22 protein-coding genes are annotated in these 26774 nt (G+C 59.8%); 7 read left to right on the plus strand and 15 right to left on the minus strand.

Annotation, left to right across the window (positions count from 1 at the left end):
• The first annotated feature begins 181 nt into the window (after nt 1-181).
• The 4 genes from DXD56_RS01965 (at nt 182) to DXD56_RS01980 (ending at nt 4491) form a co-directional block, all read left to right on the plus strand.
• Nucleotides 182-1381 carry a hypothetical protein gene (locus DXD56_RS01965; RefSeq protein ID WP_147325167.1) on the plus strand — a complete coding sequence of 400 codons (1200 nt, stop codon included), beginning with the start codon at nt 182-184 and terminating at the stop codon, nt 1379-1381.
• Nucleotides 1382-1824: 443 nt separating this feature from the next.
• On the plus strand, nt 1825-2157 hold the full coding sequence (locus tag DXD56_RS01970; RefSeq protein WP_158549285.1) for a helix-turn-helix transcriptional regulator: 333 nt from the start codon (nt 1825-1827) through the stop codon (nt 2155-2157).
• A gap of 63 nt (nt 2158-2220) precedes the next feature.
• Nucleotides 2221-2439 carry a cation transporter gene (locus DXD56_RS01975; protein ID WP_089572082.1) on the plus strand — a complete coding sequence of 73 codons (219 nt, stop codon included), beginning with the start codon at nt 2221-2223 and terminating at the stop codon, nt 2437-2439.
• 99 nt (nt 2440-2538) lie between these two features.
• Nucleotides 2539-4491 carry a heavy metal translocating P-type ATPase gene (locus DXD56_RS01980; RefSeq protein ID WP_199411527.1) on the plus strand — a complete coding sequence of 651 codons (1953 nt, stop codon included), beginning with the start codon at nt 2539-2541 and terminating at the stop codon, nt 4489-4491.
• A 223-nt stretch (nt 4492-4714) separates the two neighbouring features.
• Here DXD56_RS01980 and DXD56_RS01985 read toward each other — a convergent pair whose 3' ends face one another.
• From DXD56_RS01985 to DXD56_RS02025, 9 genes are all read right to left on the minus strand, one after another.
• Entirely contained in the window at nt 4715-5092 is a 378-nt protein-coding gene (locus DXD56_RS01985; protein WP_117639714.1) for a metal-dependent transcriptional regulator, read from the minus strand.
• Between the two features lie 208 nt (nt 5093-5300).
• The gene (locus DXD56_RS01990; RefSeq protein WP_117629070.1) at nt 5301-6071 is read right to left on the minus strand and encodes a Cof-type HAD-IIB family hydrolase; all 771 of its coding nucleotides are present in this window, start codon (nt 6069-6071) and stop codon (nt 5301-5303) included.
• Nucleotides 6072-6077: 6 nt separating this feature from the next.
• On the minus strand, nt 6078-7937 hold the full coding sequence (locus DXD56_RS01995) for an ABC-F family ATP-binding cassette domain-containing protein (RefSeq protein ID WP_117639716.1): 1860 nt from the start codon (nt 7935-7937) through the stop codon (nt 6078-6080).
• A gap of 205 nt (nt 7938-8142) precedes the next feature.
• On the minus strand, nt 8143-9015 hold the full coding sequence (gene pstB, locus DXD56_RS02000) for a phosphate ABC transporter ATP-binding protein PstB (RefSeq protein WP_117634962.1): 873 nt from the start codon (nt 9013-9015) through the stop codon (nt 8143-8145).
• Nucleotides 9012-9938, minus strand: coding sequence for a phosphate ABC transporter permease PstA (gene pstA / locus DXD56_RS02005; protein ID WP_199410568.1), 927 nt, complete (start codon nt 9936-9938; stop codon nt 9012-9014). Before pstA ends, pstB begins: the two co-directional genes overlap by 4 nt.
• Nucleotides 9931-10839 (minus strand): phosphate ABC transporter permease subunit PstC, encoded by a 909-nt coding sequence (gene pstC, locus DXD56_RS02010; protein ID WP_117637294.1) that lies wholly within the window; start codon nt 10837-10839, stop codon nt 9931-9933. Before pstC ends, pstA begins: the two co-directional genes overlap by 8 nt.
• Before the next feature lie 24 nt (nt 10840-10863).
• Entirely contained in the window at nt 10864-11802 is a 939-nt protein-coding gene (locus DXD56_RS02015) for a phosphate ABC transporter substrate-binding protein (RefSeq protein WP_117637295.1), read from the minus strand.
• 294 nt (nt 11803-12096) lie between these two features.
• Nucleotides 12097-13533 (minus strand): M20 family metallopeptidase, encoded by a 1437-nt coding sequence (locus DXD56_RS02020; protein WP_117639718.1) that lies wholly within the window; start codon nt 13531-13533, stop codon nt 12097-12099.
• 55 nt (nt 13534-13588) lie between these two features.
• Nucleotides 13589-14251, minus strand: a complete 663-nt coding sequence (locus DXD56_RS02025) for an HAD hydrolase-like protein (RefSeq protein ID WP_233524904.1) — start codon at nt 14249-14251, stop codon at nt 13589-13591.
• Between the two features lie 156 nt (nt 14252-14407).
• Here DXD56_RS02025 and DXD56_RS02030 point away from each other — a divergent pair, with 156 nt between their 5' ends.
• Both DXD56_RS02030 and DXD56_RS02035 read left to right on the plus strand, forming a co-directional pair.
• On the plus strand, nt 14408-15268 hold the full coding sequence (locus DXD56_RS02030; RefSeq protein ID WP_158549274.1) for a DegV family protein: 861 nt from the start codon (nt 14408-14410) through the stop codon (nt 15266-15268).
• Between the two features lie 741 nt (nt 15269-16009).
• Nucleotides 16010-18994 (plus strand): DEAD/DEAH box helicase family protein, encoded by a 2985-nt coding sequence (locus DXD56_RS02035; protein WP_158549276.1) that lies wholly within the window; start codon nt 16010-16012, stop codon nt 18992-18994.
• Nucleotides 18995-19058: 64 nt separating this feature from the next.
• Here DXD56_RS02035 and DXD56_RS02040 read toward each other — a convergent pair whose 3' ends face one another.
• The 5 genes from DXD56_RS02040 to DXD56_RS02060 all read right to left on the minus strand — a co-directional run bounded on the left by DXD56_RS02040 (nt 19059) and on the right by DXD56_RS02060 (nt 23132).
• Nucleotides 19059-19367, minus strand: a complete 309-nt coding sequence (locus DXD56_RS02040; protein ID WP_117583790.1) for a type II toxin-antitoxin system YafQ family toxin — start codon at nt 19365-19367, stop codon at nt 19059-19061.
• A 2-nt stretch (nt 19368-19369) separates the two neighbouring features.
• Nucleotides 19370-19669: a type II toxin-antitoxin system RelB/DinJ family antitoxin gene (locus DXD56_RS02045; protein ID WP_117639722.1), complete on the minus strand. Its 300-nt coding sequence runs from the start codon at nt 19667-19669 to the stop codon at nt 19370-19372.
• A 113-nt stretch (nt 19670-19782) separates the two neighbouring features.
• The gene (locus DXD56_RS02050) at nt 19783-20541 is read right to left on the minus strand and encodes a TIGR00730 family Rossman fold protein (RefSeq protein WP_117639724.1); all 759 of its coding nucleotides are present in this window, start codon (nt 20539-20541) and stop codon (nt 19783-19785) included.
• A 213-nt stretch (nt 20542-20754) separates the two neighbouring features.
• On the minus strand, nt 20755-21894 hold the full coding sequence (gene tgt, locus DXD56_RS02055; protein ID WP_117639726.1) for a tRNA guanosine(34) transglycosylase Tgt: 1140 nt from the start codon (nt 21892-21894) through the stop codon (nt 20755-20757).
• Nucleotides 21895-22331: 437 nt separating this feature from the next.
• Nucleotides 22332-23132 (minus strand): SDR family NAD(P)-dependent oxidoreductase, encoded by an 801-nt coding sequence (locus DXD56_RS02060; RefSeq protein ID WP_006235414.1) that lies wholly within the window; start codon nt 23130-23132, stop codon nt 22332-22334.
• 294 nt (nt 23133-23426) lie between these two features.
• On the opposite strand from DXD56_RS02060, the gene DXD56_RS02065 reads away from it, so the two are divergent.
• A complete protein-coding gene (locus DXD56_RS02065; protein WP_117639728.1) occupies nt 23427-25190 on the plus strand; it encodes a hypothetical protein in 1764 nt (587 codons plus the stop codon).
• 332 nt (nt 25191-25522) lie between these two features.
• Here DXD56_RS02065 and queA read toward each other — a convergent pair whose 3' ends face one another.
• Complete coding sequence (queA, locus tag DXD56_RS02070) at nt 25523-26734, minus strand: tRNA preQ1(34) S-adenosylmethionine ribosyltransferase-isomerase QueA (RefSeq protein ID WP_117639730.1); 1212 nt, start codon at nt 26732-26734, stop codon at nt 25523-25525.
• Between the last annotated feature and the right edge of the window lie 40 nt (nt 26735-26774).

Here is a 26774-nt window from a genome sequence, read left to right on the forward strand (position 1 = left end):
CATCGATACCAAATGTGCAGCAATTGAGTATTTATATGCTATAGCTAAGCTGCGAGAACATTGATTTTGGGCGTACCAACCCATAATCGCGTCAAGCTTTTGGACAGCATTTGGTTAGACCCCAAAAACGGCTTTCCCACTCAACGCCATCGACACGGTATTTTCTGACACGATACTTACCATGAGTATCGTATTGTCACATAACACGGCAAAAGCGGTCTACCAGGCTGCCCGCTCAGTGTCTACGAAAGACATCGAGTCCTGTAGTCCTGTCGCAATTTACGGATCGTGCCCCACCGGAACGCTCCTCGGCGCAGCCGCAGAATGGCTTACCAAGCATGATGTTGCCCGCGACGCAAGTGAATCCCTTGAGGTAGTGGTGTTTGATCGCAGGAACGCGCGCTACGCGATGGACTGTCGATGCCACGTTTCGTCAAAGCGATTCTCATGCTCGCGTTTTATGGAGCTTGAAGACAACATCTACATTGTTGGCGTTGAGCTTTGCGCGCTTCAGGCCGCCACCTATCTCCCGTTTCGCGAACTGGTGGAGTACTACTTTGAACTGTGCGGTGCCTATTCCCTTGGAACCGGTTCTTCTAGCTCTTATACCGAGCGTTTCCCACTCACCTCGACCGAGCGGTTAAAGCAGTTCTTTAATTCCGTTACCAGATGCGACGGTTTGGCCCTTGCCCGAAAGGCCATTCAATGTGTACGCGATGGATGCCGATCTCCCATGGAAACGGCATTTGTCATGATGCTTACGCTGCCCAAAAGCGAAGGAGGGCTTGGCATTAAAGGAATTGAGACCGACTACGAGGTGAAGGTCACCGCTGCCGCAAAAAATCTCACGAGACGCAAAAAGTTCTTTATGGATGCATATCTGAAGAGATCTCGAACAGATATTGAATACAACGGTTTTTATCACGACGCTGAAGAAAACCGCGCCATCGACGAGGAGCGCAAGAATGCGCTTGCGTCCATGGGGTACGGAATCATCACCGTCAGCCGTTATTCCTTTATGCATGCCAGCCCTTTCGTTAGGGTCATGGAAGCAATCCAACGAAAAGAAGGTATACGCCCCTCGCGTCTGCCAAAAGACTTTCAAATCATGCAAGAGGACCTGAGACTGTTTGTGCTCAGAAGGTTTATTGAGGAGAAGAAACGAATCCAGGAGGAGCTTCGCCAGGAAGCCGAAGAGGGCCAACGGATTGGCCTCGAAAAAGCAATGTTAGAAGGCATTACGTTGGATGATCCGACGATTAACGAAGCGCCGGCAATCGATGACATGCAGACTGTCGAACCCGACAGCCCATTATTCGACCAAACAAGCAGTCTCACGCCCGAGGGCAGGGTCTTCGGGACCGGAAACCAGGCCAGCTAACAAGGTGGGTACCTTAGCGGCGTGCAAAATTGCGAGTATTCAGCAGGGTCGGTCCTCCAACAGCCGAAAGTTGATTCAAGTGAGAAGCAAAATCGCCATAGAACGGGAACGTTAGGCAACATTTGAGGAAGACCTTGTCTGTTTACCGCCCCTAGATAACTCTTGAGCGGCTTTATTTGGCCTGGAATAGATTAACAGACCCCCTATAGTTGCAGAATACTCCATTTTTTGCACGGCGCAGGGGCACCCACCCCGGCATCACCTATCAAAACCGCTTAGTCCGGGATCTCGTCCGCTTTTCCACATCATTTTGTACGACGAATTGCCTAAATAATATTGACATATGAGCATGCGCTCATATAATCGTAAATAAGTTATATGAGCGCATGTTCATATGAAAGGATATTGTAGTGAGCATCCGCGTTGATGAAACGAAACCCGACATCGAGGCCACCGAACCCGCAATCCCCACCACCTGCTCGCCCGAGGACCTTCCCGACGAGGAGCTGTTGTACGACCTGGCCGACCTGTTCAAGGTCTTCAGCGACACCACACGCATCAAGATTCTCTATGCCCTCATGGGCCGCGAGCTCTGCGTGGCCGACATCGCCGAGGCGACCGCAACCTCGCAGTCGGCAGTATCGCACCAGCTGCGCACGCTTAAGCAGTCGCACCTGGTCAAGTTCCGCCGCGACGGCCGCAACATTCTCTACTCGCTCGCCGACGATCACGTCTACACCATGCTTAACCAGGGCATGAGCCATATCTGCGAATAGCAATCACCCACGGTATCAGCGCGGCCGGCACCCAGACCGCTAACACAGGGAAAGGAACCCACCATGAAAAAGCAGTTTAAGCTCGACGAGATCGATTGCGCGAACTGCGCGCGCGAGCTTCAGGACGAACTTGCCAAGCTCGAGGGCGTCAAGTCCGTTTCGGTCAACTTTATGACCCAGAAGCTGACGCTCGAGGCCGACGACGCCAAGTTCGACGAGGTCCTGGACCGCGTCGTTGAGTTCACCGCCGACGCCGAGCCGGACTGCGAGATCATTCTCTAACCCGCGCATACGTTGACCTGCGAGGCCGCGCTTGCCGCGGCCTTTGCTCGCGAAATTATATGAGCAAGTGTTCATACACTCAAATGGGAGGTTTGAATCATGGCAGCCGCCGATCCCAAAAAGAAAAAGAAGAAGCGCAAGAAGAAAGAGTCCCTTGAGCATAAGCGCAACCGCATCCTGGTAGCACTGGGCATTTTTGCCGTTGTTTATGCCCTCGACGAGCTCGGCGCCCTCACTATCGCATTTGGGGAGCCCGGCAACATCTACGCCAGCTTTGTGCTGTTCCTCGTGCCGTTTTTGATTGCCGGCTACGACGTACTGCAAAAGGCATTCAATAACATCCGCCGCGGCAAGGCCTTCGACGAGAGCTTCCTCATGGCCGTCGCGACCATCGGCGCGTTTGCCATGGTGCTCTTCCCCGACACCGACCCGCACATGGCCGAAGGCGCCGCTGTCATGCTGTTCTACCAGGTCGGCGAGTTGTTCCAGGCATACGCCGTGGGCAAGAGCCGCAAGTCAATCAGTGCCATGATGGACATCGCGCCCGACTACGCTAACGTCGAGCAAGCCGACGGCACACTCGAACAGGTCTTTCCCGATGACATCGCCGTCGGCACCGTGATCGTGGTCAAGCCCGGCGAGCGCGTGCCTATCGACGGCGTCATCGTCGAGGGCGAAACCCAGCTCGACACCGCCGCACTCACGGGCGAGTCGGTCCCCCGCCCGGCCAAGACCGGCGACGATATCATCAGCGGTTGCATCAACATGACGGGCCTCATCCACGTGCGCACCACCAAGCCCTTTGGCGAGTCAACCGTCGCGCGTGTTCTGGAGCTCGTGGAGAATGCCAGCGAAAAGAAGGCGCGCACCGAGAACTTCATCACGCGCTTTGCCCGCGTCTACACCCCCGCCGTCACTGGCGCTGCCGCGGTGCTCGCGCTTGGCGGCGGCCTGGTGACTGGCGCTTGGTCCGATTGGATCCTGCGCGGCCTGACCTTCCTGGTCGTCAGTTGCCCGTGCGCGCTCGTGATCAGCGTACCGTTGAGTTTCTTTGGCGGCATCGGCGGCGCGTCCAAGCTGGGCGTTCTCATCAAGGGCTCCAACTACCTCGAGACGCTCGCCGACGTGGACACCATCGTCTTCGACAAAACGGGCACCCTCACCAACGGCACGTTCTCAGTCGTCGCGGTGCACCCCGAGGCTGGCTATACCGAGCAGTCGCTGCTCGAAGTCGCAGCCCTTGCTGAGTCGTTCTCCGATCACCCCATCGCGCAGTCCGTGCGCGACGCCTACCAGGGCGAGGTCGACCCCAAGCGCGTGAGCGACTCCGCCAACGACGCGGGCCACGGCGTGACGGCAACCATCGACGGCAAGCACGTCGTCGTTGGCAACGCCAAGATGCTCGCCGCGGCCGGCGTTGAAGCACCGGACTGTGAGGTTGTCGGCACGATCCTCCACGTGCTCGTTGACGGCGTGTACGCCGGCCACATCGTGATTGCAGACACCGTTAAGGCCGATGCGGAGCAAACGATTCGCGACCTGCATGCCGCCGGTATCAACCGCACCGTCATGCTCACGGGCGACCGCGAGGAGGTTGCAGCGTCTGTGGCCAAGCAACTCGGTCTCGACGAGTTCCACGCGCAGCTCCTGCCGGGCGACAAGGTCGAGCGCGTTGAGGCGCTACTCGCGGCCGAAAGTGGCAAGGGCAAGCTCGCCTTTGTCGGCGACGGTATCAACGACGCTCCTGTGCTTACGCGCGCCGATGTGGGCATTGCCATGGGCGCCATGGGCTCCGACGCCGCGATCGAGGCCGCCGACGTGGTGCTGATGGACGACAAGCCGTCCAACATTTCCCGCGCGATCCGCGTGGCGCGCAAGACCATGTCGATTGTTTGGCAGAACATAATCTTTGCGCTGGGCATTAAGCTGCTGATCCTTGTGCTGGCAGCGCTGGGTATCGCCAATATGTGGCTTGCCGTCTTTGGCGACGTAGGCGTGGCGATCATCGCCATCCTGAACGCCATGCGCGCGATGGGTGTCAAGAACCTGTAGCGCCTGTGGTCCCACCGGCCGGGGCCGGGCTTGGTTTTGAAAACGTCCTCGACCAATGAATCGCCCCCGTTCTGCTCCTTCGGAGCTACGAACGGGGGCGATTCTGGTCTGCGGAATGTTTTCAAAACCAAGCCCGGCCCCGGCCTGCGGCGACACAACTGGCGGTTCTTGGGCATCACTTGCTGGCGGGGTTCCTTGTCTGAGTTGGACTTGGTTGGTGGGGTTACTGATCCCGGTCGCTGCCCCGTCTCAGCATCGATCTTAGCTTCTCGAAGCTCTCCTCGCTCAGGCAGTGCTCCATGTGGCAGCCCTCTTGCGACGCGACCTCGGGCGTTACGCCTGCGTCCTCTAGCAGACCTACAAAAAAACAGTGGCGCTCCCACATTTGACGGGCAACCTCAAGACCGCGTTCCGTCAGATGCACGTCGCGTTTGCCCATCTCCACGTAGCCGGTGCTCTCCAAGGCCGCCATGGCTTTAGAGACGCTTGCTTTGGTTACGCCCAAGTATTCGGCAACGTCGATCGAGCGCACGATGCCCTGACGTTCCGACAGAACGTAGATCGATTCGAGATAGTCTTCTCCGGATTCACGTAGGGCCATGGGCCGCCTTTCGCGATGATTGCTAGTTAGCCTTTGGATACTTTCCTTGGCTTACTTTACCGCAAAAGTTGACCATGTCTTACTGCATTGACCAAAAAGTTAGCCGCGTTTCACAAAACGTGCGGGACGAAAACAAAATGGGAACGCCCCGCAAGGAGTGTCCCCAGCTGCCGGCAGATAAGGAGCGTCCCCAAGTGCCGGGTCGCAGCTACACGAGGCCAAAGTGCTTCGCGGCGTTGTAGATGCCGTCGTCATCCACGGCGGTCGTTACGTAGGTCGCTGCGGCCTTCACGGTCGCCTGCGCGTTGCCCATTGCCACACTTGTGCCCACGGCCGAGAACATCGACAGGTCGTTCTCGCCGTCGCCAAAGGCAATCGCCTCGCTCGCGTCGACACCCAGGCGTTCCAGCGTCGCCGCGACACCCAGGTCCTTACCGCCGTTGGCAGGGATAATGTCGCAGAACAAATCACACCAGCGCGTAGTGAGAGAATGCGACACCGCGTCGGTCACGATATGTTCGTCGGCGGGGTCCACAAAGGCGCAAAACTGGTAGACCGGCGCATCGAAGGCATGCTCAAACGGTTCCTCGTGGTAGACGATTCCCGCGTTGCTGCCGGCCGTCACCACGCGCTCGGACAGACGGTTCACAAACGAGTTCTCGCCCTGCATACACAGCGAGTCATAGCGCCCCTGCGCCACCTGGTCCACGATTACCGCAACGTCGTCCGGATCAATCGGACAGCTGCGGTAAACCCCCTCGGCATCAAAGCAGTGCTGGCCCGAGAGCGTAATGTACGCATCCCAACCCAGGTCGAACAGCCAATCGGGCATCTGGTAGGTCGGGCGACCCGTAGCAATCACGCATGCGATCCCCTGCTCGTGAAAGCTGTCGAGCACCTGCTGCGCCGACGCCGGAATCCGATGGGTCTTAAAGCTCAGCAGCGTGCCGTCGATATCGAAAAACGCGGCCTTGATCATCCTCGCCTACTCCTCGCCCTCGAGCTTCTCGCTCGCCTCGAGCCACGCCATCTCCAGCTCGTCCATGGCAGCGTGAGCCTCGTCGATCTTTGCCTGCTGCTCGCCGAGCGCCGTGTAGTTGGTGGGATCGACCTGGGCCATGGCGGCCTCGGCCTCCTCCACGCGAGCGCGCTGCGTTTCCATCTTGCGCTCGAGCGAACTCACCTCGCGGCGGAGCTTCTGGCGCTCGGCGTTGGACAGGCCGTTGGGCTGACCGCTCGACTTGGGCTTTTCGGCCGCAGCTGCCGCGGCACCGGTGTCAAACGTGCCGGTCTTGGCGCTCGGCGCGCCCACGGGCTCGCCCTCGGCGGTGGCGTTGCACAGGCGCAGGTACTGGTCCACGCCACCGGGCATATGCGTCAGGTGGCCGTCGAGCAGCGCCCACTGCTGGTCGGTCACGCGCTCCATCAAAAAGCGGTCGTGCGTCACCAGGATCAACGTGCCGGGCCAGCCGTCGAGCAGGTCCTCGACAATCGCGAGCATGTCGGTATCCAGGTCGTTGCCGGGTTCGTCCAGGATGAGCACGTTGGGTTCGTCCAGGATTGTCAGCAGCAGCGACAGGCGGCGGCGCTGGCCGCCCGAAAGATCGCCGATGCGGCTCCAGAGCTGCTGCGTCGTAAAGCCCAGGCGCTCGCAGAGCTTCTCGGGCGAAGTCTCCTTGCCGTCGATGACGTAGTACTTCTTATAGTGGCTGAGCACCTCGCGGATCGTGTCGCCCATGTAGGGCTCGAGCTCCTCGAGCTGCTGCGACAGCACGCCAAAACGCACTGTCTGGCCAATCTTCACGCGACCGCGCAGGGGCGCGATCTTGCCCTGAATCACGTCAAGCAGCGTCGATTTACCGGCACCGTTCTCGCCCAAAAGACCATAGCGGTCGCCCGCACCAATGAGCCAGGTCACGTCGGAGAGCACCTGCTTGGGCGCGCCGTCGGTATCGGCATAGCCGGCGTCCACGTCGACCACATCGATAACCTGCTTGCCCAGGCGGCTCACGGCCAGGCGCTTGAGCTCCAGCTCGTCACGCACGGGCGGCACGTCGGCAATCAGCTCGCGAGCAGCCTCAACGCGAAACTTGGGCTTGGTGGAACGCGCCTGGGCGCCGCGGCTCAGCCACGCGAGCTCCTTGCGCGCCATGTTGCGACGGCGCTCCTCGGTAACGGCGGCCATGCGGTCGCGCTCCACGCGCTGCAGGATATATGCCGAGTAGCCGCCCTCGAAGGGACCTACCTGGCCGTCGTGGACCTCCCACATGCTGGTGCAGACCTCGTCCAAGAACCAGCGGTCGTGCGTGACCACGAGCATGGCGCCCTGGCCGCGCTGCCAGCGGGCCTTTAAGTGACGCGCAAGCCAGTTGATGGTGCGCATGTCCAGGTGGTTGGTGGGCTCGTCGAGCATGAGCACATCGTAGTCGCCAATCAGCAGGCGCGCGAGGTCCACGCGACGGCGCTGACCGCCCGAGAGCTCGCCCACCATGCCCTCCCAGGGCACATCGCTAATAAGACCGGCCAGAATCTGGCGCGTACGCGGGCTCGACGCCCACTCGTACTCAGGCGTGTCGCCCACAACGGCATGATGCACGGTATCGGTGTCGACAAGCTGGTCCTTTTGGCCGAGCAATCCGATCGTCGTGCCGCGGCGGTGCGTCACGCGGCCGTCGTCGGGTTCCAGCGTGCCGGCGAGCACGCTCAGCAGCGTCGACTTGCCGTCGCCGTTTTTACCGACGATACCAATGCGGTCGCCCTCGCCCACGCCGAGCGTCACGCTATCGAAAATATGCTTGGTGGGAAACTCTAGGCTGATGGAATCGCATCCCAAAAGAATCGCCATATGCCCTGCTCCTTCGTAGAAATTCAACGTTGTCCATGATAGCAGCGAGCCCCGCCCCAAACCACCACGAAGGTGCCTGTCCCCTTTGTGGTGGTCGTTTCGGTCGCAGAGCAAAAAGGCGGGCCATCTCGCAAAAGAGATGACCCGCCTCTCCAATCAGTCCCGCGACAACCGTGGCCGCCGCGGGCCTCAAGCATGTCCCGGACTAGGAGAACATACCGGTGAGGTAATCATTCAGCCGCTTATCCTTGGGCCGTTGGAAAATCTCGTCGGTCTCGTCGTACTCGACCATATCGCCCATGTAGAAGAACGCCGTGCGGTTGGACACGCGCGACGCCTGCTCCATGTTGTGCGTCACGATGACGATGGCACGGTCGGCAACGATCGACGACATCAGGTCCTCGATCGCCAACGTCGAGATGGGGTCGAGCGCCGAGCAGGGCTCGTCGAACAGGATCACGTCGGGGTTGAGCGCCAGCGTGCGCGCAATGCACAGACGCTGCTGCTGACCGCCCGAAAGCGCGTAGGCGCTCTTGTCGAGCTTGTCTTTGACCTCGTCCCACAGCGCGGCACCGCGCAGACTTTCCTCGACCATGCGGTCGAGCTCGTCACGATCGGTGATGCCGTGGCGCTTGGGCGCAAAGGTGATGTTGTCGCGAATGGACTTGCGGAAGGGGTTGGGCTGCTGGAACACCATGCCGATGGAGCGACGCAGCTCGTACGTGTTCTCGGTCTTGGTGTTCACGTTGCGCCCGCGGTAGTTGATCTCGCCCTCCACGCGACAGCGGCGAATCTCGCGATTCATCAGGTTGAGGCTACGCAAGAAGGTCGACTTGCCGCAGCCCGAAGGCCCGATGAGCGCCGTGATCTCACCCTTGTGGAAGTCGAGCGACGTATTGTGCAGCGCATGGTGGTCGCCATAGTACACGTTGACGTCCTTGGCGGAGAGCACGACCTCGTCGCTCACGGCCTTGCCGCTCACGCGCACGCGCCTCTCGCTCTCCCCCACGCTCGACAGAAAGTCCTGGGTCTCGGACGTGGCCGCCTCGGTTGCGGGCGTTGCATTCATCTCGCTCATTCGGCCGTCATCTTCCTTGCCAGTTGCTTGCCCACGATACGGGCGATTACGTTAAACAGCAGCACGCAGATCATCAGCAGTGCCGCGGTGCCCCAGACGATCTGCTGGGCCTCGGGGCTGCCCTCGCCATAGATCTTGTAGATGTGCACGGCCAGCGACTCGCCGGGACGGAACACGTTCCAGGCGCAGGTGGGGCTCGACAGGTTAAAGCTCAAGAAGTTCAGACGAACCGGCGAGCTCATGCCCGAGGTAAAGAGCAGCGCCGCGGCCTCGCCAAACACGCGGCCGGCCGAAAGCACGATGCCGGTCACGATGGCGGGCATGGCCTCGGGAATCAGGATGTGCAGTGTGGCCTCCCAGCGAGTGAGGCCCATGGCCAGGCACGCATCGCGCTGGGCCTGCGGCACGTCCTCGAGCGCCTGCTGAATCACGCGCACCAGGATGGGGATGTTGAACATGGTGAGCGCGACGGCGCCGGAGATGATGGAGTACTTCCAGCCCAGCTGCACCGAGAACACCAGAAAGCCGAACATGCCGACGACGATGGAAGGCAACGAGGACAAGGTCTCGATAGCGGTGGAGGCGATGTCGCGGATAGGGCCGTTCGGCGCGTACTCAACCAGGAAGACCGCTCCGCCCAGGCTGATGGGCACCGAGATGACTAGAGTGATCAGCAGCAGGTAGAACGAGTCGAACAGCTGGTAGAGCACGCCGCCCTGGGTTCCGTTGGCGCGCGCAGGCTGCGTGAGGAAGCCCGGCTGGAACAGCGTCGAGATGCCCTCGAACAGGATGTAGGCCACCATGGAGACGACGATGAGCATGACGATGGCGACGATCGCCGTCAGCACGCCCGTGGCGATGCGGTCCTGCCTTTGGACACGCCCGAGTCTCGCCTCGTCGATATGGATGCGCGTGCTAGCCACGAGCCTTCGCCCCCTTGCGGCCAATGAGATGGATGATCAGGATAAAGATGAGGCTCATGCCCATCAGCAGAAGACCGAGCGCCCACAGGACGTCGTCCTGGGCCGAGCCCTCGGCATAGACCGCCATGGACGTGGTGAGCGTGGTGGTGATGGTGGAGGCCGGCGACAGCAGCGACGTCGGCATGGCCTCGATACCGCCGATAACCATGCGCACGGCGAGCGTCTCGCCAAAGGCGCGGGTCATGCCAAGGATGACCGCGGTCATGAGCGAGGACATGGCGCTCTTGAGCACCACGTGCCAGATGGTCTGCCAGCGGGTGTAGCCCAGCGCGAGCGAACCCTGACGGTAGCTGTCGGGCACGGCACGCAGGCCATCGACCGAAAGCGTGGTCATGGTCGGCAGGATCATGACGGCCAGCACGATGGCGCCGGGCAAGATGCCCAGGCCTGTGCTCACGTGGAGAACGCTCTTCATAAGGCCGACGACCACGTGAAAACCGATCAGGCCAAAGACGACCGAGGGAATGCCGGTCAAAAGCTCAATAAGCGGCTGAAAGACCTTGGAGCCAAACTTAGGCTGGATCTCGACCGCAAAGATGGCAGAGCCGATGGCGATGGGCAGCGCGATGAGCGTGGAGAGCACCATGACCGCAAACGAGGTGACGATCAGGGGCAGGGCGCCGGTGTAGGGCAGGCCGTTTTCGGCTGTGTTGGCCAGATCCCACTTGGTGCCGGCGAAGAACTCTACGACCGAGACGCCGTCCTTGAGAAAAGCCGAGAGGCCCTTTTGGGCGACCATAAAGATGAGCGCGGCAACGACAAGCGTCACGAGCGCTACGCACGCGCCCGTGACGCCCAGGCCCACGTTCTCAAGGTCGCGCTTTGGCAGCTGTTTTGCCATTGCAAACCTTTCCGGGGCGATTACTTATTTAGCGGATACCTTGCCGCTGGCGTCCTTGACGACCTTCATGGCAGAGACTGGGATAAAGCCCTGCTCCTCGACGAGCTTGCCCTGGACGTCGTCGGAAAGCATGAACTCCAGGAAGGCCGTGGTGGCCTCGTCGGCGTCCTTGGAGCAGTACATGTGCTCGGTCGCCCAGATCTTAAAGGAGTCGTCGGTAACGTTTGCGCTCTTGGGCTCGACGCCCTCGACCTTGATGGCGTTGAACTTGGAGTCGTCGAAGTGCGAGAAGTCGAGGTAGGAGATGGCGTTGTCGGTGCTGGCCATCTGGGTCTGGACGTCGCCGGACTTGTCGAGCTCGGCGTCGCCCTTAAAGTCGTTGGCCTCGTCGCCAAAGACGGCAGCCTCAAAGGTGGCGCGGGTACCGGAGCCGGCCTTGCGGTTGAGGACGACGATGGTGGCGTCGTCGCCACCGACCTCCTTCCAGTTGGTGATCTGGCCGGAGAAGATGCCCTTGAGCTGCTCGAGGGACAGGTCGTCGACCGTAACGTTCTTGGAGACGACGGGGCCCATGCCCACGACGGCGACCTCGTGGTCGACGAGGTTCTTGACCTGATCGGCCTCGAGCTTGGTCTCGGCGAAGACGTCAGAGTTACCGATGGTGACGGTGCCGGCGGCGACAGCGGTCAGGCCCTTACCCGAACCGTTACCCGAACCGGAGACGGAGACGTCCGGATTGGCATCCATGAACTTCTCGGCAGCGGCCTCGACGAGAGCCTGGAACGAGGAGGCACCGTCGTAGGTCACCTCACCGGAGACGGACTCGGCGGCAGCGGCGCTACCCTTGTCGGCGGCGTCGGAAGCGCCTGCGCCGCCGCAACCAACGAGGCCGAGGCCCACGATGCTGGCGAGACCACCAGCGAGGCCGAGGAACTGACGACGAGAATAAGCCTGATCGAGCATGATCTTCCTTTCATACAAGCGACTCGCGGGCACCCTGCCCGCTTTGCTGTTTGGAAAGATACGGTCTCGATCGGGCAGCGCCCGCGTCAGCTGCGCTTTATTACGGGCATCTGATAGACCCTTACCGCAAGCGCGGCCCAGCCTTTACAAACGAATAACAAACCCGCCGGCAAGCATGGCCAGCCTTTTACACCAATAAAAACAAAGTTGCGGTGAAATAGTTCCTGTTTGGCCATCAAATGGCCCATTCTAGGAACTATTCCACCGCAACTTAGATTGGGAAACCGCGAGACCTTAAAGCTCTAATTCATTCAAACGGAGGATCGCAACAATATAGATCTTGAGCGCCTGCTTGAGCTGGTCCTCGTTGGCGCACTCGTTGGGGCCGTGCATCTGGCCGCCCCATGCGGGCAGCTCCAGGCCGGTCTCCTCGGGGCCAAACGAGACGGCGCGGGCAAAGTTGCGCGCATACGTGCCGCCGCCCATGGCAAAGGGTTCGGCATGCTTGCCGGTGAACTCGTTATAGGTATCGATAAGCGCCTTCACGGCCGGATCGTCGGCAGACACCGAGAACGGCACCTTCGCGCGACCCAGCTGGCACGTCACGCCAAAACGGCCCACGAGCGGCTCGAGCTGCTCGCGGATGGTATCGGCACTCGTGCTGTCGGGGAAGCGCACGTCGATGACCTGCTCGATATGGCCATCCGCCACACGGATGACGCCAGCGTTGCAGGTAAGCGGGCCAAACGCCGGGCTCGTCGCATCGATGCCCAGGCCGCGACCATAGGCGTCCGCATGCACAAAGGCCAGGAACTTGACGAACTCGTGCTCGGCAGGCGTCAGCAGGCGCTCGTCGCGTGCACCAAACGCGTCTTCGGCCTCGCGCAGATACGACACGATCAGGCCGACGGCGTTGATGGTGCCCTCAGGCATCGAAGCGTGGCCGCCAATACCGTGGGCGAAAATCTGCGCACGCCCGTTATCAAGCGCCGTGATCTCCAGGCGGTCGGCGTTCTCAACGGGCGCCGGCAGCTCATCGGCGGCAATCGCGAGCTCGCAGATGGACTGCGACGGAATGGCATTGCTCGCCTCGGAGCCGCTCCACGACACGATGCGCCCGCCGTCGATCTTGGGACTCACGAACGTCGCCCCAAACTGGCCCTTCTCGGCATTGCAGACCGGAAACTCGGCATCGGGCGTAAACAAAAAGTCGGGGTCTGCGTGGTTCTCCAGATAATGGTGAACGTCGGACATGCCCACTTCCTCATCGCAGCCCAGCAGCGCGCGGAAAGTATAGCGCGGGGTAATGCCGTGCTTGAGCAGATAGGCGCCGGCGTAGAGTGACAGCACCGCCGGACCCTTGTCGTCGATAACGCCGCGGCCGAGCAGCCAGCCCTCGCGACGCTCCAGCGCAAACGGGTCGGTGTTCCAGCCCGGGCCGGCGGGCACCACGTCCACGTGGCAGATGGTCGCGAGCTGCTTGTCGCCACGGCCAGGGATATCGGCAATGCCCACATAGCCCTCGTCGTCGCTCGTCTGATAGCCAAGCTTCTGCGCGATGCCGAGCGCACAGTCGAGCGCGTCACGGACCGGGCGGCCAAACGGCGCGCCGGGCTCTGCATCGGCAGAAACTGCCACGGACGGATAGCTCACCAGTTGCTCGATATCGGCGACGACATCTTCCCAGACCTCGTCAACATACTCGGCAACGCTCTGCTCCACCTGATTCATGGACGACCTCCTAACCCATGAGCGGCGATCACGCCCGCCCCTCACATTACGTCTATTAGATAGCGAAAAGTTTAGCAAGCTCGGCCACCGAGTGCACCACCGCATCGGCGCCCGCCGCCTCGTGCTCCCCCGGCGCCGCCGCACCCGAATAAATGCCGATGCACGGCACGCCCATCGCGTGCGCGCCCTCAACGTCGTTAAAACGGTCGCCGATCATCACGGCCTCGTCCGCGACCGCACCCAAGGCCGCCAACGCGTCGCGGACCGAATCGGCCTTGGTCTCGCGCCCCTGCGGCGGATTCATGCCAACCACCGCCTCAAACTGAGAAAGTCCCAGCTCTCCCACCATGTCGATACACTTCGCCTCCATGCGTGACGTTGCCACGGCCAAGCGATGTCCCTGCGCGACAAGGCCATCGAGCAGCTCGGGGATTCCGTCGAACACGGGATACTCTTCCGGTCCCAGCTCATCAAAAAAGGCACGGTACTCGTCAGCCACCACAAGCGACTCCTCGCGGGAGAAGCCATAAAAGTCGTGAAAGCTCTTCCACAGGGGCGGCCCGATCATGCGGCGCAGGTCACCCATCTGCGCCTCCGAAAACCCGCGTGCGGCCAACGTCTTGCGCGTCGAGGTCATCACCGCCCGGCCCGTATCGGCCACCGTGCCGTCAAAATCGAACAGCACAACCGGCCGCCTGCATATCTCCAACGCCTCCATCGGCATTCCTCTTCCCCAGTTGATGATTTCCACACCGACACTTCAAACTGTTGACTATTCAACAATTGAACCTAGAAATGTGGAATGACTCCACTATACTTGTCGCACTTTGCTCTCAGAAGGCGGCACGCAAGCGCCCCAATGAAAGGTGCAATTATGTCTTTTGCCATCATAACCGACTCCACGTCGGACATCTCCCCCGCCCGTGCTCAAGAGCTTGGCATTTACGTCATTCCGCTACATGTGATTATCGAGGGCGAGGACCTGCTCGACCAGGTGCAGATTACCGCCGAGGAATACGTCGCCCGCATGGCCGGCTCCGAGCAGCTGCCACACACCTCGCAGCCGAGCGCCGGCGAGTTCAAGGCACTCTTTGACCGCGTGCGCGCCGACGGCCACGATAGCGCGATCTTTATCTCGCTGTGCAGCGAATGGTCCGCCTGCTATTCCAACGCATGCCTGGTCGCCGAGACCCACGAGCTCGACGTGCGCTGCATCGATTCGCGCACTGGCTCGGGCGCCGAGGGCCTGCTGGTGGAGTACGCACTGGCCATGCGCGAAGACGGCCGCAGCTTGGACGAGACCGAGGCGCAGATCCGCGCGACGCTGCCCGACGCCCACCTGCTGCTGATTCCCCGCACGCTCGAGAACCTCGTTAAGAACGGCCGCGCGCCCAAGCTCGCCGGCCAGCTCACGCAGATGCTCAACATTCGCCTAGCCGTTTCGCCGGAGTGGAAATCGGGCGAGATCAAGGCCATCAAAAAGGGCCGCGGCGCCAAGCGTATCGTCGCCAGCACCATGGCAGACTGCCTCACGTTTTTGGACGAGCACCCGGGCTCAAGCGTGCGCGTGCTCACGACCGGCGCCGCCGAGGAGCAGGAGCTCGTCAGCCAAGCGCTCGCGGGCCAAGACTACGTAGACGCCGGCACCGGCCCCATCGGCTGCACCATCGCCACCCATGTAGGCGTCGACGCAATAGCCATCAGCTACTGCCCCCACTACCAACCTGCCAATTAGGGACAGGTTTATTTTGGCAGGTTTTATCTGGGCAAACGTTAAACAGTAACAAAGGCTTGCCTGGCAAGATCGGACATGCCAAAGCCGTCGAACAACCGAAGTACACCCAGCCACAACAAAGCCATCACGCCGACGCGCCGCAACTCAAGGCGCGCCGGCGTCTTTTTAGGAGTCGCGGCGGAAAAGGGGCCGTTTTAGCCAAAAGGCCGCGAAACGCTTCCCATTACGCCGCAACTTCATTGCCGCCCAACCAGCCAATCGAGAAATTGGCGGCGATCGATGCTTTGTCCAACCCCCTTGCGATACCCTCTGGGCAAAAAATGGCAAATATGAGTACTGTTACCAGTTTAGTAACAGCGAAATCTGGCTGAATTTGCCGTCTTCCGCCAATTCCGAGCGTCATAAAGTCCCGAATCGCCATGTTTATAGGGTTGATTATATCCAATCCGAATCGATTGGTCTTAAATACTTTCCTGATGATATGTTACTGCTCAAACCACAGTACTCATATTTGCCATTTTTTGCCCACAGGGTCTATTCGAGGATAGTTTCCTGCGCCTCCAGCCCACCTCATGGCCGCCAAAACCCATTCAGCAACAGCTACCGCACATTTTGACATCAGCCAAACACCACTCACGGAGCTGTACTCCGCTATCGCCGAACCAAAATCAGAGCCGAGTCCCTTAAAAATCAAAATAACGTACCCTCATTTCAATGAACTCCGACAAGAACGGCATTTACATGAGCACCGTCACGCATCAATACGCCCTCATCGGGGGCACGCTATTCCAATTCAAGAAAATCGTCGCCCATGTATCGGAGCCGCACAGCCAAATCGTCATCTGCGGCAACGGTCCAGACATCCGTTACGCAACACTGGAAGAATGGGAGAAAGCTGGCGAATCTTTCGATAGACGGGCGCAGGTCGAGGGTGTCGTCACCAGTGCGAGCCCAGCGCGCGACAAACTCGAGCTCTTTCGCAATCTCTTTACTGGCCGCAAAGATGTTTACGCCCATGGGTACCGCAGAAAAGACGGGGGAATCGGCTATACGCCCGCCTGCGCAAACGAGTGGAAGTCAGGCATTTGTCCCAAAGCAAATCGTCAGAAAACCAAATGCGCTGAATGCGGCAACCGCGTCTTCCCCGAGTTGAGCGATACCGCGATCATCTCCCATTTCAAGGGCAGTGACGACAGACTCCGAGACGTCATAGGTCAATATGTTCTCGATAATGACAGCAACACAAAAGTCCTGGTCATCGACTTTGACGGAGCCGATTGGAAAGAAGCGACAAACGCCATTCGGCTTGTCGCAAAAAACCATGGAATCGATGCTGCAGTCGAGCGATCGAGATCAGGTAACGGCACACATGTCTGGTTTTTCTTCCTAGAGCTCACCAGCGCGAAGATCGCACGAGAATTTGGAAGCAGCCTTATCACCGAAGCGGCGGCGCTCAACAAGACAATCACCTTTGAAGCTTTTGACCGGATGCTGCCCGCGCAGTCCACCATTCCTGAGGGAGGCTTTGGAAATCTCATAGCGCTGCCTTTTCAAGGAAAAGCGCAGCGAAAAGGGAACAGCGTATTTGTTGACGAGCAATTTGAGCCCTTTCCCGATCAATGGCTTTACCTTTCTCAAATCCAGTTAATCCCGCGCACGACGGTGCAAAATCTGATCGAGAGCATCGACAATAGGTCGCACGGAATAGCGGCTGCGACGGCGGCAAACACCGCCGCACCGCATTCCCAGAGGCCGCGAAAGCGGCTTCCGCTCACACCGCGGGACCTCCCGTCATCGCTGTCCGTCACGCAGGCCGATATGCTCTATATCCCCGAAAAATCTCTGAGTCCCGCAGCTCAAATGGAAGTCCGCAGGCTTGCAACATTTGCCAACCCAGAATTCTTCCGCGCGCAATCTATGCATCAATCGGTATTCGGCAAACCGCGGTACATAGACCTCAGCGAACTTAGAGACGGCTGCGTCGCGATTCCCAGAGGCTGCAAGACTCAGCTTGAGCGGCTGCTTCAAGAAGCCGGCGTTGCTGCCCACTATTCAGACAAGCGCCAGTCTGGAAATCCAATTGTAATGACATTTAAAGGGACTCTTCGCCCTGAACAGCAAATTGCCGCTGAACAAATGCTCGGCCATGAAGACGGGATCATGTCTGCACCGACGGGTTTCGGGAAAACCGTCATTGGAGCCTATCTTATTGCTGCCATCGGTCTTCCAGCGCTCGTCATCGTTCCCAAGACTGCGCTCATTGCCCAATGGAAAACCCAGCTCGAACGATTTCTCGACATCACGGACAACAGAGAGCCCGTCCGAACCCCAAAAGGACGAATCAGCAAAAGGCAGCCTCCGCTCATTGGTCAAATCGGAGGAGGCAAAACCGCCATAAGCCATCTCATCGACGTTGCTTCATTCCAGTCTTTGTCCAGCAAGGACCCCCAGACCGAAGAACCAATAGCCAAGGAGTTCGTTCGTGATTACGGCCTCATCATCTGTGATGAATGTCACCATGCAGCCGCACCACAGCTTGAGCTCGTCCTCAAGTCCGCTCCAGCAAAATATGTATACGGCCTTTCCGCGACGCCCGAACGCTCGGACGGACTCACGCGAGCACTCTCAATGCTCTGCGGCCCGCTTCGCCATGCCATTGATCCAAAAACGCAAGCAATCCAACAGGGAATTCAGCGCGTTGTTAGGCCGCGTTTTACCGGAGTTCGACTACCCGCCTACGAACCAGGGGCGTCCTTTAATCAAGTTCTCGATCTCCTGTGTGCGCACACAGCGAGAAACGAAGCAATTGTCGACGATGCCCTCGAGACCGCGTCAAACGGTCGACATCCGCTTGTGCTATCCAAAAGGAAAAAACATGCCGAAGAGCTATGTAGGCTGCTTCAAAGCCGCGGACACGAACCTATACTCTTAACCGGAGAAATCGACGCCAAAGAAAGAAAGGCAATACTGAACAGCCTTCCCGGCTTCGAGCATGAGCATCGAATTATCATCGCAACCGAAGGCCTTCTGAGCGAGGGTTTCGACCTGTCTTACCTTGACACTCTGCTCATTGCCACACCGATATCTTGGGACGGCAGCATAACGCAGCAGGCAGGCAGACTACATAGAAGTCACGAGGGCAAGCAGCGGGTTGAGATATTCGACTATGTTGATTTGTCGATACCCATGCTCGCGCGTATGTACCAGAAGAGACTCAAGACCTACGCAAAGCTAGGATATGAAGTCTTTGCAGCAAATGACAACAAACGGGCCGATCAAAACATCCTCGTTAGGCCGGCAAGGGCCGTGGAGGCCTTAGCGGATGACATCGCGCGCGCAACGAAAAGCATTTTTATTGCCGCGCCCTACGCATCCGCTGCATGCCTCGCAAAGCTCGCTGCCGTACTCACAGGCGCCGCCGCCCGTGGGATTGCCCTTGAGATTTCAATTGCCTCGACTCCGCACAATGACGTGAAAGCGATTTTTACCGAGATGAACGTCGACTATTCCATCAAAGCCGAAGGGCGCCTGTGCGCGTCAGTAATTGACGAGGAAACCGTCTGGTACGGAACCATTCCATTACTGGCCTTTCCTAAGAAAGAGGACTGCAGCATCCGTTTCAAAAGCAGCGAAGTTGCAGCCGAACTTTTAAGCGAAATCCAGCGAAGAGGAGAACCGGAGGTCGCAGCCACGAACGGGACGTCTCCAACAGTTACGGTGGAATAGGGGCCATTTTTGGCCAATCGGCCGCGAATCAATCCCTATTCCCCCGCGAATCATAAGCGAGCAATCAGCCCTGCGGGCCCTGGAATAGTTCCTCATGCGAGCCCATTCTGACCAGCCGGATCACAGGATTAGTCTTATGCGGCAAGTAGAGAACGACCACATCGACCAAGCCATCGGATAGATGGAAATCGATGTGGCCGTTGTAGTTGCCGCCCGGGTTTGAAAGCTCGTGGGCACCATATTCCGCGGGAAGCGAGCCGTGAGCCGCAAGCTCTGCGACTGCCGCCTTAAACTCGGTTTTTAGCTGCGGATGGATGCGCATCGTCCGTTTGTAATCCGCCTTAAACTGAGCCTCGACCTTAATCTCAAACATCGCTAGTCCTCATCGAGGAATGATATAAGCTCATCAGCGTTATTGAATGACGGGCTGTCGTCCGGCAGAATCCCCAACTCATGAGCTTCGGCGATCACCATGGCACGCCTCGTTGCCTCGTTGGGCACCTCCGCCCTTCCTACGATCTCAAAAGGAATCTTTCGTTGATTTACCAGCTGCCGAACAGCAAGGTTGAGATAGGAATTGAGGCTGAGGCCGACCGAATCCAAGAACTCAGTCGCCTGCTCCTTGAGCCCCTCTTCGATTCGAACCGTCGTAGGCTTAACTGTTGCTGTAGACATTTGCGACCTCCTCGCCCTCGTCTTTTACACCAGTATACCCAATATAAATGGCAATCTGATGTTAGATAACATCAGATTGCCATGCGTATTCATGTCGCGTGGGCACGATTGATCTACATCAGCCCGCTCAGGGCAATGTCGACGGCTTCGTTGAGGTCGTCGGTGATGTGCACGAGCTCGGGATCGAGCGGGCTAATCATACCGGCGTCCATCACCGGGCCGTTGAGCCAGTCGAACAGACCCTGCCAGTACTCGGTGCCCACCAGTACGAGCGGCATGCGCTTTACCTTGTGCGTCTGCACCAGCGTGAGCACCTCGAACATCTCGTCGAGCGTGCCAAACCCGCCGGGAAACACAATAGCGCCGGAGCTGTATTTGACGAACATAGTCTTGCGCACAAAGAAGTAACGGAAGTCCATACCGAGGTTCACATATTTGTTGAGCCCGTGCTCGTGCGGCAGCTCGATACCCAAGCCGACCGACTTGCCATTGACACTCGCCGCTCCCCTGTTGGCCGCTTCCATGATGCCGGGGCCGCCACCGGTGATGACCGCCACGCCACGTTGCGCGATCTTGCGGCCGACCGTGCGCGCCGCCTTGTAGAGCGGATCGGTCTTGGGCGTGCGGGCGCTGCCGAAGATGGTCACTGCAGGACCAAGCTCGGCAAGCGCGCCAAAACCATCGACAAACTCTGCCTGAATGCGCAGCACGCGCCACGGGTCGGTATGCAGCCAGTCGGTTGAATCCTCGGGCGCCAGCAGGTTGGCGTAGGTGTTGTCCTTAGGAATCATGGGGCCGCGCATGACCACGGGGCCGCGGCGGTACGTCTCGTCGTAGGCAGGCTCGCCCTCGACATTCTCGTTCTTAATCATGGGTACTCCTATCGAGAAAAAGAAAAACGGGCGGGGTCGACGCCATGCGCCAAACACCCGCCCGAACATCAACTATTCGGGATGGTACCCACGATGCATCAAGTGCTTGCAAGCTATCGGTCATCGGTCGCGCAGACGGTGTTAGCGAACGTGATGACCGGCCGGCGCTCGCCCCTTGCCGTTGCCTGCGCTCTGCAAGCGCCCGTGCCGCTCTTAGTAGTCCACCGCCGCAGGACTGTTCATCCAGTCGCTCACAAACGCGCCGTAGCGGCCCTCGATAATGGCCTGACGCGCCTGCTGCATAAGGTTGAGCAGGTAGTAGATGTTGTGCATCGAAAGCAGAATGCCGCCGAGCATCTCCTTCTGCGTGACCATGTGACGGATGAGCGCACGGCTGTAACCGCCCGTGCACACCGGGCAGGTGCAGGTGGGATCGATGGGACCGTCGTCGTGCGCAAAGCGAGCGTTGCGGAAGTTGAGGCGACCCTCGCTGGAGAATGCCGTGCCCATACGGCCGGTGCGCGTCGGCAGCACGCAGTCAAACATGTCGATGCCCACGCCAACGCCGCGCACGAGCGTGGTCGGGTTGCCGACACCCATCAGGTAGCGCGGCTTATGCTTGGGCATGTACTCGCTCACGAGCGGCGCCAGGGTCTCGAACATGGTCTCGTGATCCTCGCCCACCGAATAGCCACCGATACCATAGCCCGGGAAGTCGCCGCACTCCTCCAGATGGCGCAGCGAACGCAGGCGCAGATCCAGGTGCATGCCGCCCTGAACGATGCCAAAGAGCGCCTGGTCATCGCGGGTATGCGCCTTATAGCAGCGCTCGGCCCACATGCTCGACAGCTCAACGGCGCGCTCAACGTAGGCGCGCGTGGCGGGATAGCCCGGGCACTGGTCGAGCTGCATGCAGATATCGGAGCCGAGTTTCATGGCGATTTCCATGTTGTCCTCGGGCGTCCAAAACACGTGGCGGCCGTCGTAATCGTTGACGATAAAGCGCACGCCCTCATCGGTGAGCTTGACGGCATCGTTGTGGCTGAAGACCTGGAAACCGCCCGAGTCGGTGAGGATGGGGCCGTGCCAGTTCATGAACTTGTGCAGGCCGCCCAGCTCGGCGATGGTATCCTCGCCGGGACGCATGGACAGATGATAGGTATTGGCGAGCACGATCTGGGCGCCGAGCTTCTTGACAGTCTCGGTAGGAATGCCCTTGACGTTTGCCTTAGTGCCCACGGGCATAAAGATCGGCGTCTCGATGTCGCCGTGCGGGGTGTGCAGTACGCCGGCGCGCGCGTGCGTCGTCGGATCCTCGGTAATCAGGTCGAATTTAAAAAGGTTCTGGTCCATAAACTGGAACTCCTTGGTTGCGGTTCATACGCAAACCATTATACGGGCAACCCGCAAGAAGCACCGACTCGACAGAAACTGGTGCGAGGAGGATACGGCAGGGACACGGCAAATGAGCGTGGATTTTTGGACGCTTACCGGATGAGCGTGGATAATCTCCCACTTTTGCCCAAAGCACAGCCCAAAAACGGGAGATTATCCACTTTCATTCTGCGGGCACTCATTTAAGTACGTCCCCGATGAGTGGAGCTATTTACCAGCCACGGCAACGCCGATATTTTGGCAACGTCAGCGAGCGGTCACCAGGGCGAACAAATTGGCATGAAAAGAGGGCGGCATTGACCTTCTGGTCATGCCGCCCTCTTTGAATGACAAGTTGTCGCCCTGGTGACCGCGCAGCGTCGACCCGTTACGCGGTTTGGTAAAACCGCGTAACCCTACGGACGCTGGCCCATGCCACCCTCGAGGGTGACGGTCTCGCCGTTCATATACTTAAAGTCGGGACCGCAGAGCTGAACGACGACGCGGCCGATTTCCTTCTCGACGTCGCCGTAGTGACCCGCCGGCGGCATGTGGACGTTGGCCTTGAACGCCTCGGGATAGGCATCCTGGAAGTTCTCGAGCGCGGCGGTCCAAGCAAGCGGGCAAACGATATTGACGTTGATGCCGTCCTTGCCCCACTCGTTGGCGGCAACGCGAGTCAGACCACGGATGCCCTCCTTGGCGGCGGCATAGCTGCACTGACCATAGTTGCCAAACAGGCCGGCGCCCGAAGCAAAGTTGACCACGGAGCCCTTGGTCTCCTTCAGGTGCGGGTAGGCCTTCTGCATGTACAGGTAGGTGGCATACAGACCGGAGTAAATGGCGAGGTTGAACTGGTCCATGGTGTGATCGGCGATCGTCACGCCCGAAGCGCTGGCCTGAGCATTGTTGACGACGGCGTCGATGCGGCCGAACTCCTCAATGGCCTTGTCGATGACGTTCTGGACGACGGCCTCGTTGTCCTGACCAGCCGAGACATCGGCCTGAACAGGCAGAACCTTGACGCCGTACTCGGCCTCGAGGGATTCCTTGGCAGCCTCGAGCTTGGCAACGTTGCGGCCGGTAATGACGAGGTTTGCGCCCTCCTTGGCAAAAGCGATATCGATACCGTAGCCGATGGAGCCAGCGGAGCCGTCCTTGAGCGTGGCCTTGCCGCCGCCGGTGACGATCACGGTCTTACCAGTGAAAAGTCCCATATAAAGTCCTTTCAAATCGCGACGGGCCTGCCCGTCGACTGCGCGCATCCAACTTCACGCGCCAAAAGCTGAAATGCAACTTTAGCGGGTTCAAGTGAAAAATAAAGCCCATGGCAGGCGAACGGCGCAACGTCTTTCGGCGAAGGGAATGTCAAGTACAAACTGGATAAAGTGGCCGAGTTTTTGCTATCGACGCGAGCCATCGAACACGTTTTGAAACTTTGCTGCAGCGCGCGGGATGTCGGCGCGAGACTTTATCATAGGGTGACAAACAACGATGAGGAGCACATGCCTATGACAGACGAGCTGGACCCCCAGACTCAACAGCATATTGATGATTCCGCAGACGTCACTGCAGATGCCGACGCTGTGACCTGCGATGATATTGACCTCGACGGCCCATTCTTGGACGAAAGCGCTACGGCGGAAACCCCTGGCGCCGAAGATGCAGACGAGCAAAACGACGATGCGCCCGCTCAGGACGACCGCCCCGTACAGGATGCTGCTCCGCAAGCTGCGGGCCCTATCGAGGTTTCTTCGGAAGAAGAGCTCGACGCCGTCATGGACTCCATGATGGATGCCGTCAAAGCGATGAAAGACGCCGTGGCCGACGCTGACGTTGACGCCGAGGAAGAGGAGGCCGCCGAGGCAGCCTCGACCTTCGTACCCGGCGAGACTCCGGTTGCCGACCAGGGCAGCACCATGCCCTCGTTTCTGCAGCTCGAGCATCCCACGATTGGCACCGATGCGGTCGACCCGCACGCAGCAGGCTTTTCTGTGATCGAAGGCGGTACCGGCAATATCGCCGTGCCGCAGACTGCCGATGCGGACGCTGCCGACACCGCTCGCCCGACCGCCCCGCACTCCTCCGCCGCGAGCCGCGATCTGGGGACCGCTGTCTCGAACACTGCGAACGCCGTGGGCACCTTTATCGCCCAGGGTGCCTCGGCCATGCGCGAGATGAACGCCGCGAAAAAGGCACTTGCCGATGCCCGCGCCCACCTGGCCGAACTTGAGCAGCGCATTGCCGATCAGGCCGAGGAACTCGAGACGCGCCAGGATATCGCAGGCCGCTACGACCAGATCGTCGCCGACCAGCGCCAGGCGATTGCCACGGCCCAAAAGACTGCAGCGGCCGCCGAGATTGATCGTGATGCCCACGCCTCCAAAGCGACAGAGCTCAAGGGTCAGCTCGAACAAATGAAGACAGAGGATGACGCGACTGAGCTCCGCCTGAAGGCCGCGCTCGACGCCGTGGAGGTCCGCGAGGCGAGCTCTCGCGAGACCGGCAACCGCCTCGTTCGACGTCTTGAGGATTCCAAGCGCATCCGCGACAAGGTGAAGGCCGAGCGAGACGCCGGCATTGCGGCCGCACAACAAACCGTCGACGCCACGCGCGCCCAGCTCGAGACGCTGCGCCATGAGTATGCCGAGCTGCAACGCAATCCCTCGGCAAATCCCGCCAACTATACGGTGCGCACCAGCGAGCTCTCGATGCAGATTTCCGACACGGCAGATGCCCTGCGTAAAGCCGAAGAAGATGTCCCGCGCATCACCGCCGACCTTGAGCACTCGCTTGCCGCAGCCGAGCAGGCCGTCGAGCAGGCTCAAGCCCCTATCGCCGACGCAAAACGCGCGCACCAAGCCGTGACGACCGAAGCCGATGCCGCGCGCGACGAGCTGCAGACGGCGAAGACAGCCGCCGCGACTCGTCAGCGCGAACTGCGCGAGAAGATCGCCGCGGAGGACAAGGCACGCCGCGAGCAGGAGCAGACCATCGCCAACGCCCAAGCAGATGCCGCACATGCACAGTCGATCATCGAACAGGCGACCGAGGTGCACGACCACCCAGAAATCACTGAGTCGCTTGCAGGATCCTTGGCCCGAGACAAAGCCGAACACGCCGAGACCGAGCGAGAAGTCGCCCAGCTCGAGGCCACCGAGGACGCGGTGCGCGAACGTACCCGCGACTCACGCATCAAATTCACCGGCGCCATCGTCTGCATCGTCGCCGCAATCCTGGCGATCATCCTAGTCTGGCTGTTCGCAAGCAAGTAGTCATTGGGGACGTTCTTAAACGACTAGTCAAACAAGAACGTCCCCAACGACTAGCCCAATGACGAGAGTGGATAATCTCCCACTTTGAGCCCCCAAGCAGGCCAAAAACGGGAGATTATCCACTCTCATTCTGCAGGCACTCATTTAAGTACGTCCCCAATGAGTACCTGCCGATGCTTTGGCAAAGTCAGCGAAAACGCCCCTGAGCGAGCAAGGTGACGTGAAAGAGGGGGGCATTGACCTTCTGGTCATGCCCGACGATTGAACATCAGATTGCCGCTTAGGGGGGTTTGCAGCGTCGGCCGGTTACGGCGTTTGTAAAACGCCGTAACCTACAAAATGAGCATCGCGTCGCCAAAGCTGAAGAAGCGGTAGCGCTCTTCGATAGCAGCGGCGTAGGCATCCATGATCTGGTCGCGGGTGGCAAGCGCGCTTACGAGCATCATGAGCGTGGAGCGCGGCACGTGGAAGTTCGTGATCAGCGCGTCGACCACGTGATAGGTCGAGCCGGGCATGAGGTAAAGCTGCGTCGTGGCGTTCTCGCGCGCCACGATGTCGCCGCGGCCGAGCGTGTCGGCACCGTCCTCGCGGCCTTCAAAATAGCGCGCCGTCACAGCCGGATCGGACACCGGCGCGTCCGCGTCAAACGCACTCTCGAGCGAGCGCACCGCGGTGGTGCCGACGGCGATCACACGATGACCCTCGGCCTTCGCCTTATGCACGGCGTCGACAACCTCCTGCGACACGTGGTAGCGCTCGGTGTGCATGACGTGCTGCGTAGGGTCGTCCTCCTCCACCAAGCGGAAGGTATCGATGCCCACCTCGAGCTCGACGGCGGCAAACTTCGCGCCCTTGGCCTCGATAGCGGCCATGAGCTCGGGAGTAAAGTGCAGACCCGCCGTAGGAGCGGCAGCCGAGTGCTCCTCCTTCATGGCGTAGACGGTCTGGTACTTCTCGGGATCGCCCTCGTAATCGGTAATGTAGGGCGGCAGCGGCACGTGACCGGCAGCATGAATGGCCTCGTCGAGCGTGCGCGGCTCGCCGGCGGCATTGCAGCCGGCCGGCTCAAAGCGCACCAGACGGCCTCCGCGGCTATCGGTGACAAAGTCGATGACCTCGGCCGTCAGCACCACGGGAGCCCCCTCGGGCGCATGGGCGCCACCGGCGCGATACTCAATCTGAGCACCGGGCTTCAGGCGCTTACCCGGCTTGACCAGGCACTCCCAAACGTGGCCCAGCGGGTCAACATCCTCACGGCGCTTGAGCAGCAGCGTCTCGACCACGCCACCCGAGCCGGCTTTGCGACCGATCAGGCGGGCCGGCATCACACGCGTCTTGTTGATGACGAGCACATCGCCCGGCTCGATATAGTCGATGATGTCGCGGAAGATGCGGTGCTCAACGGTACCGCCGTGCTCCAGCGGCTTCCCCGCCTGGGAGCCTTTGCGATCCACCACCAGCAGGCGGCAGGAGTCGCGCGGCTCGGCAGGAGCCTGGGCAATCAGTTCCTCAGGAAGGTTGTAGTCAAAATCATCGGTACGCATAGACACGTCGGATACTCCTTATATAGCTAAAGTCCGCTCT

This window comes from Collinsella sp. TM06-3, assembly GCF_003436395.1.
Taxonomy (GTDB): Bacteria; Actinomycetota; Coriobacteriia; order Coriobacteriales; family Coriobacteriaceae; genus Collinsella.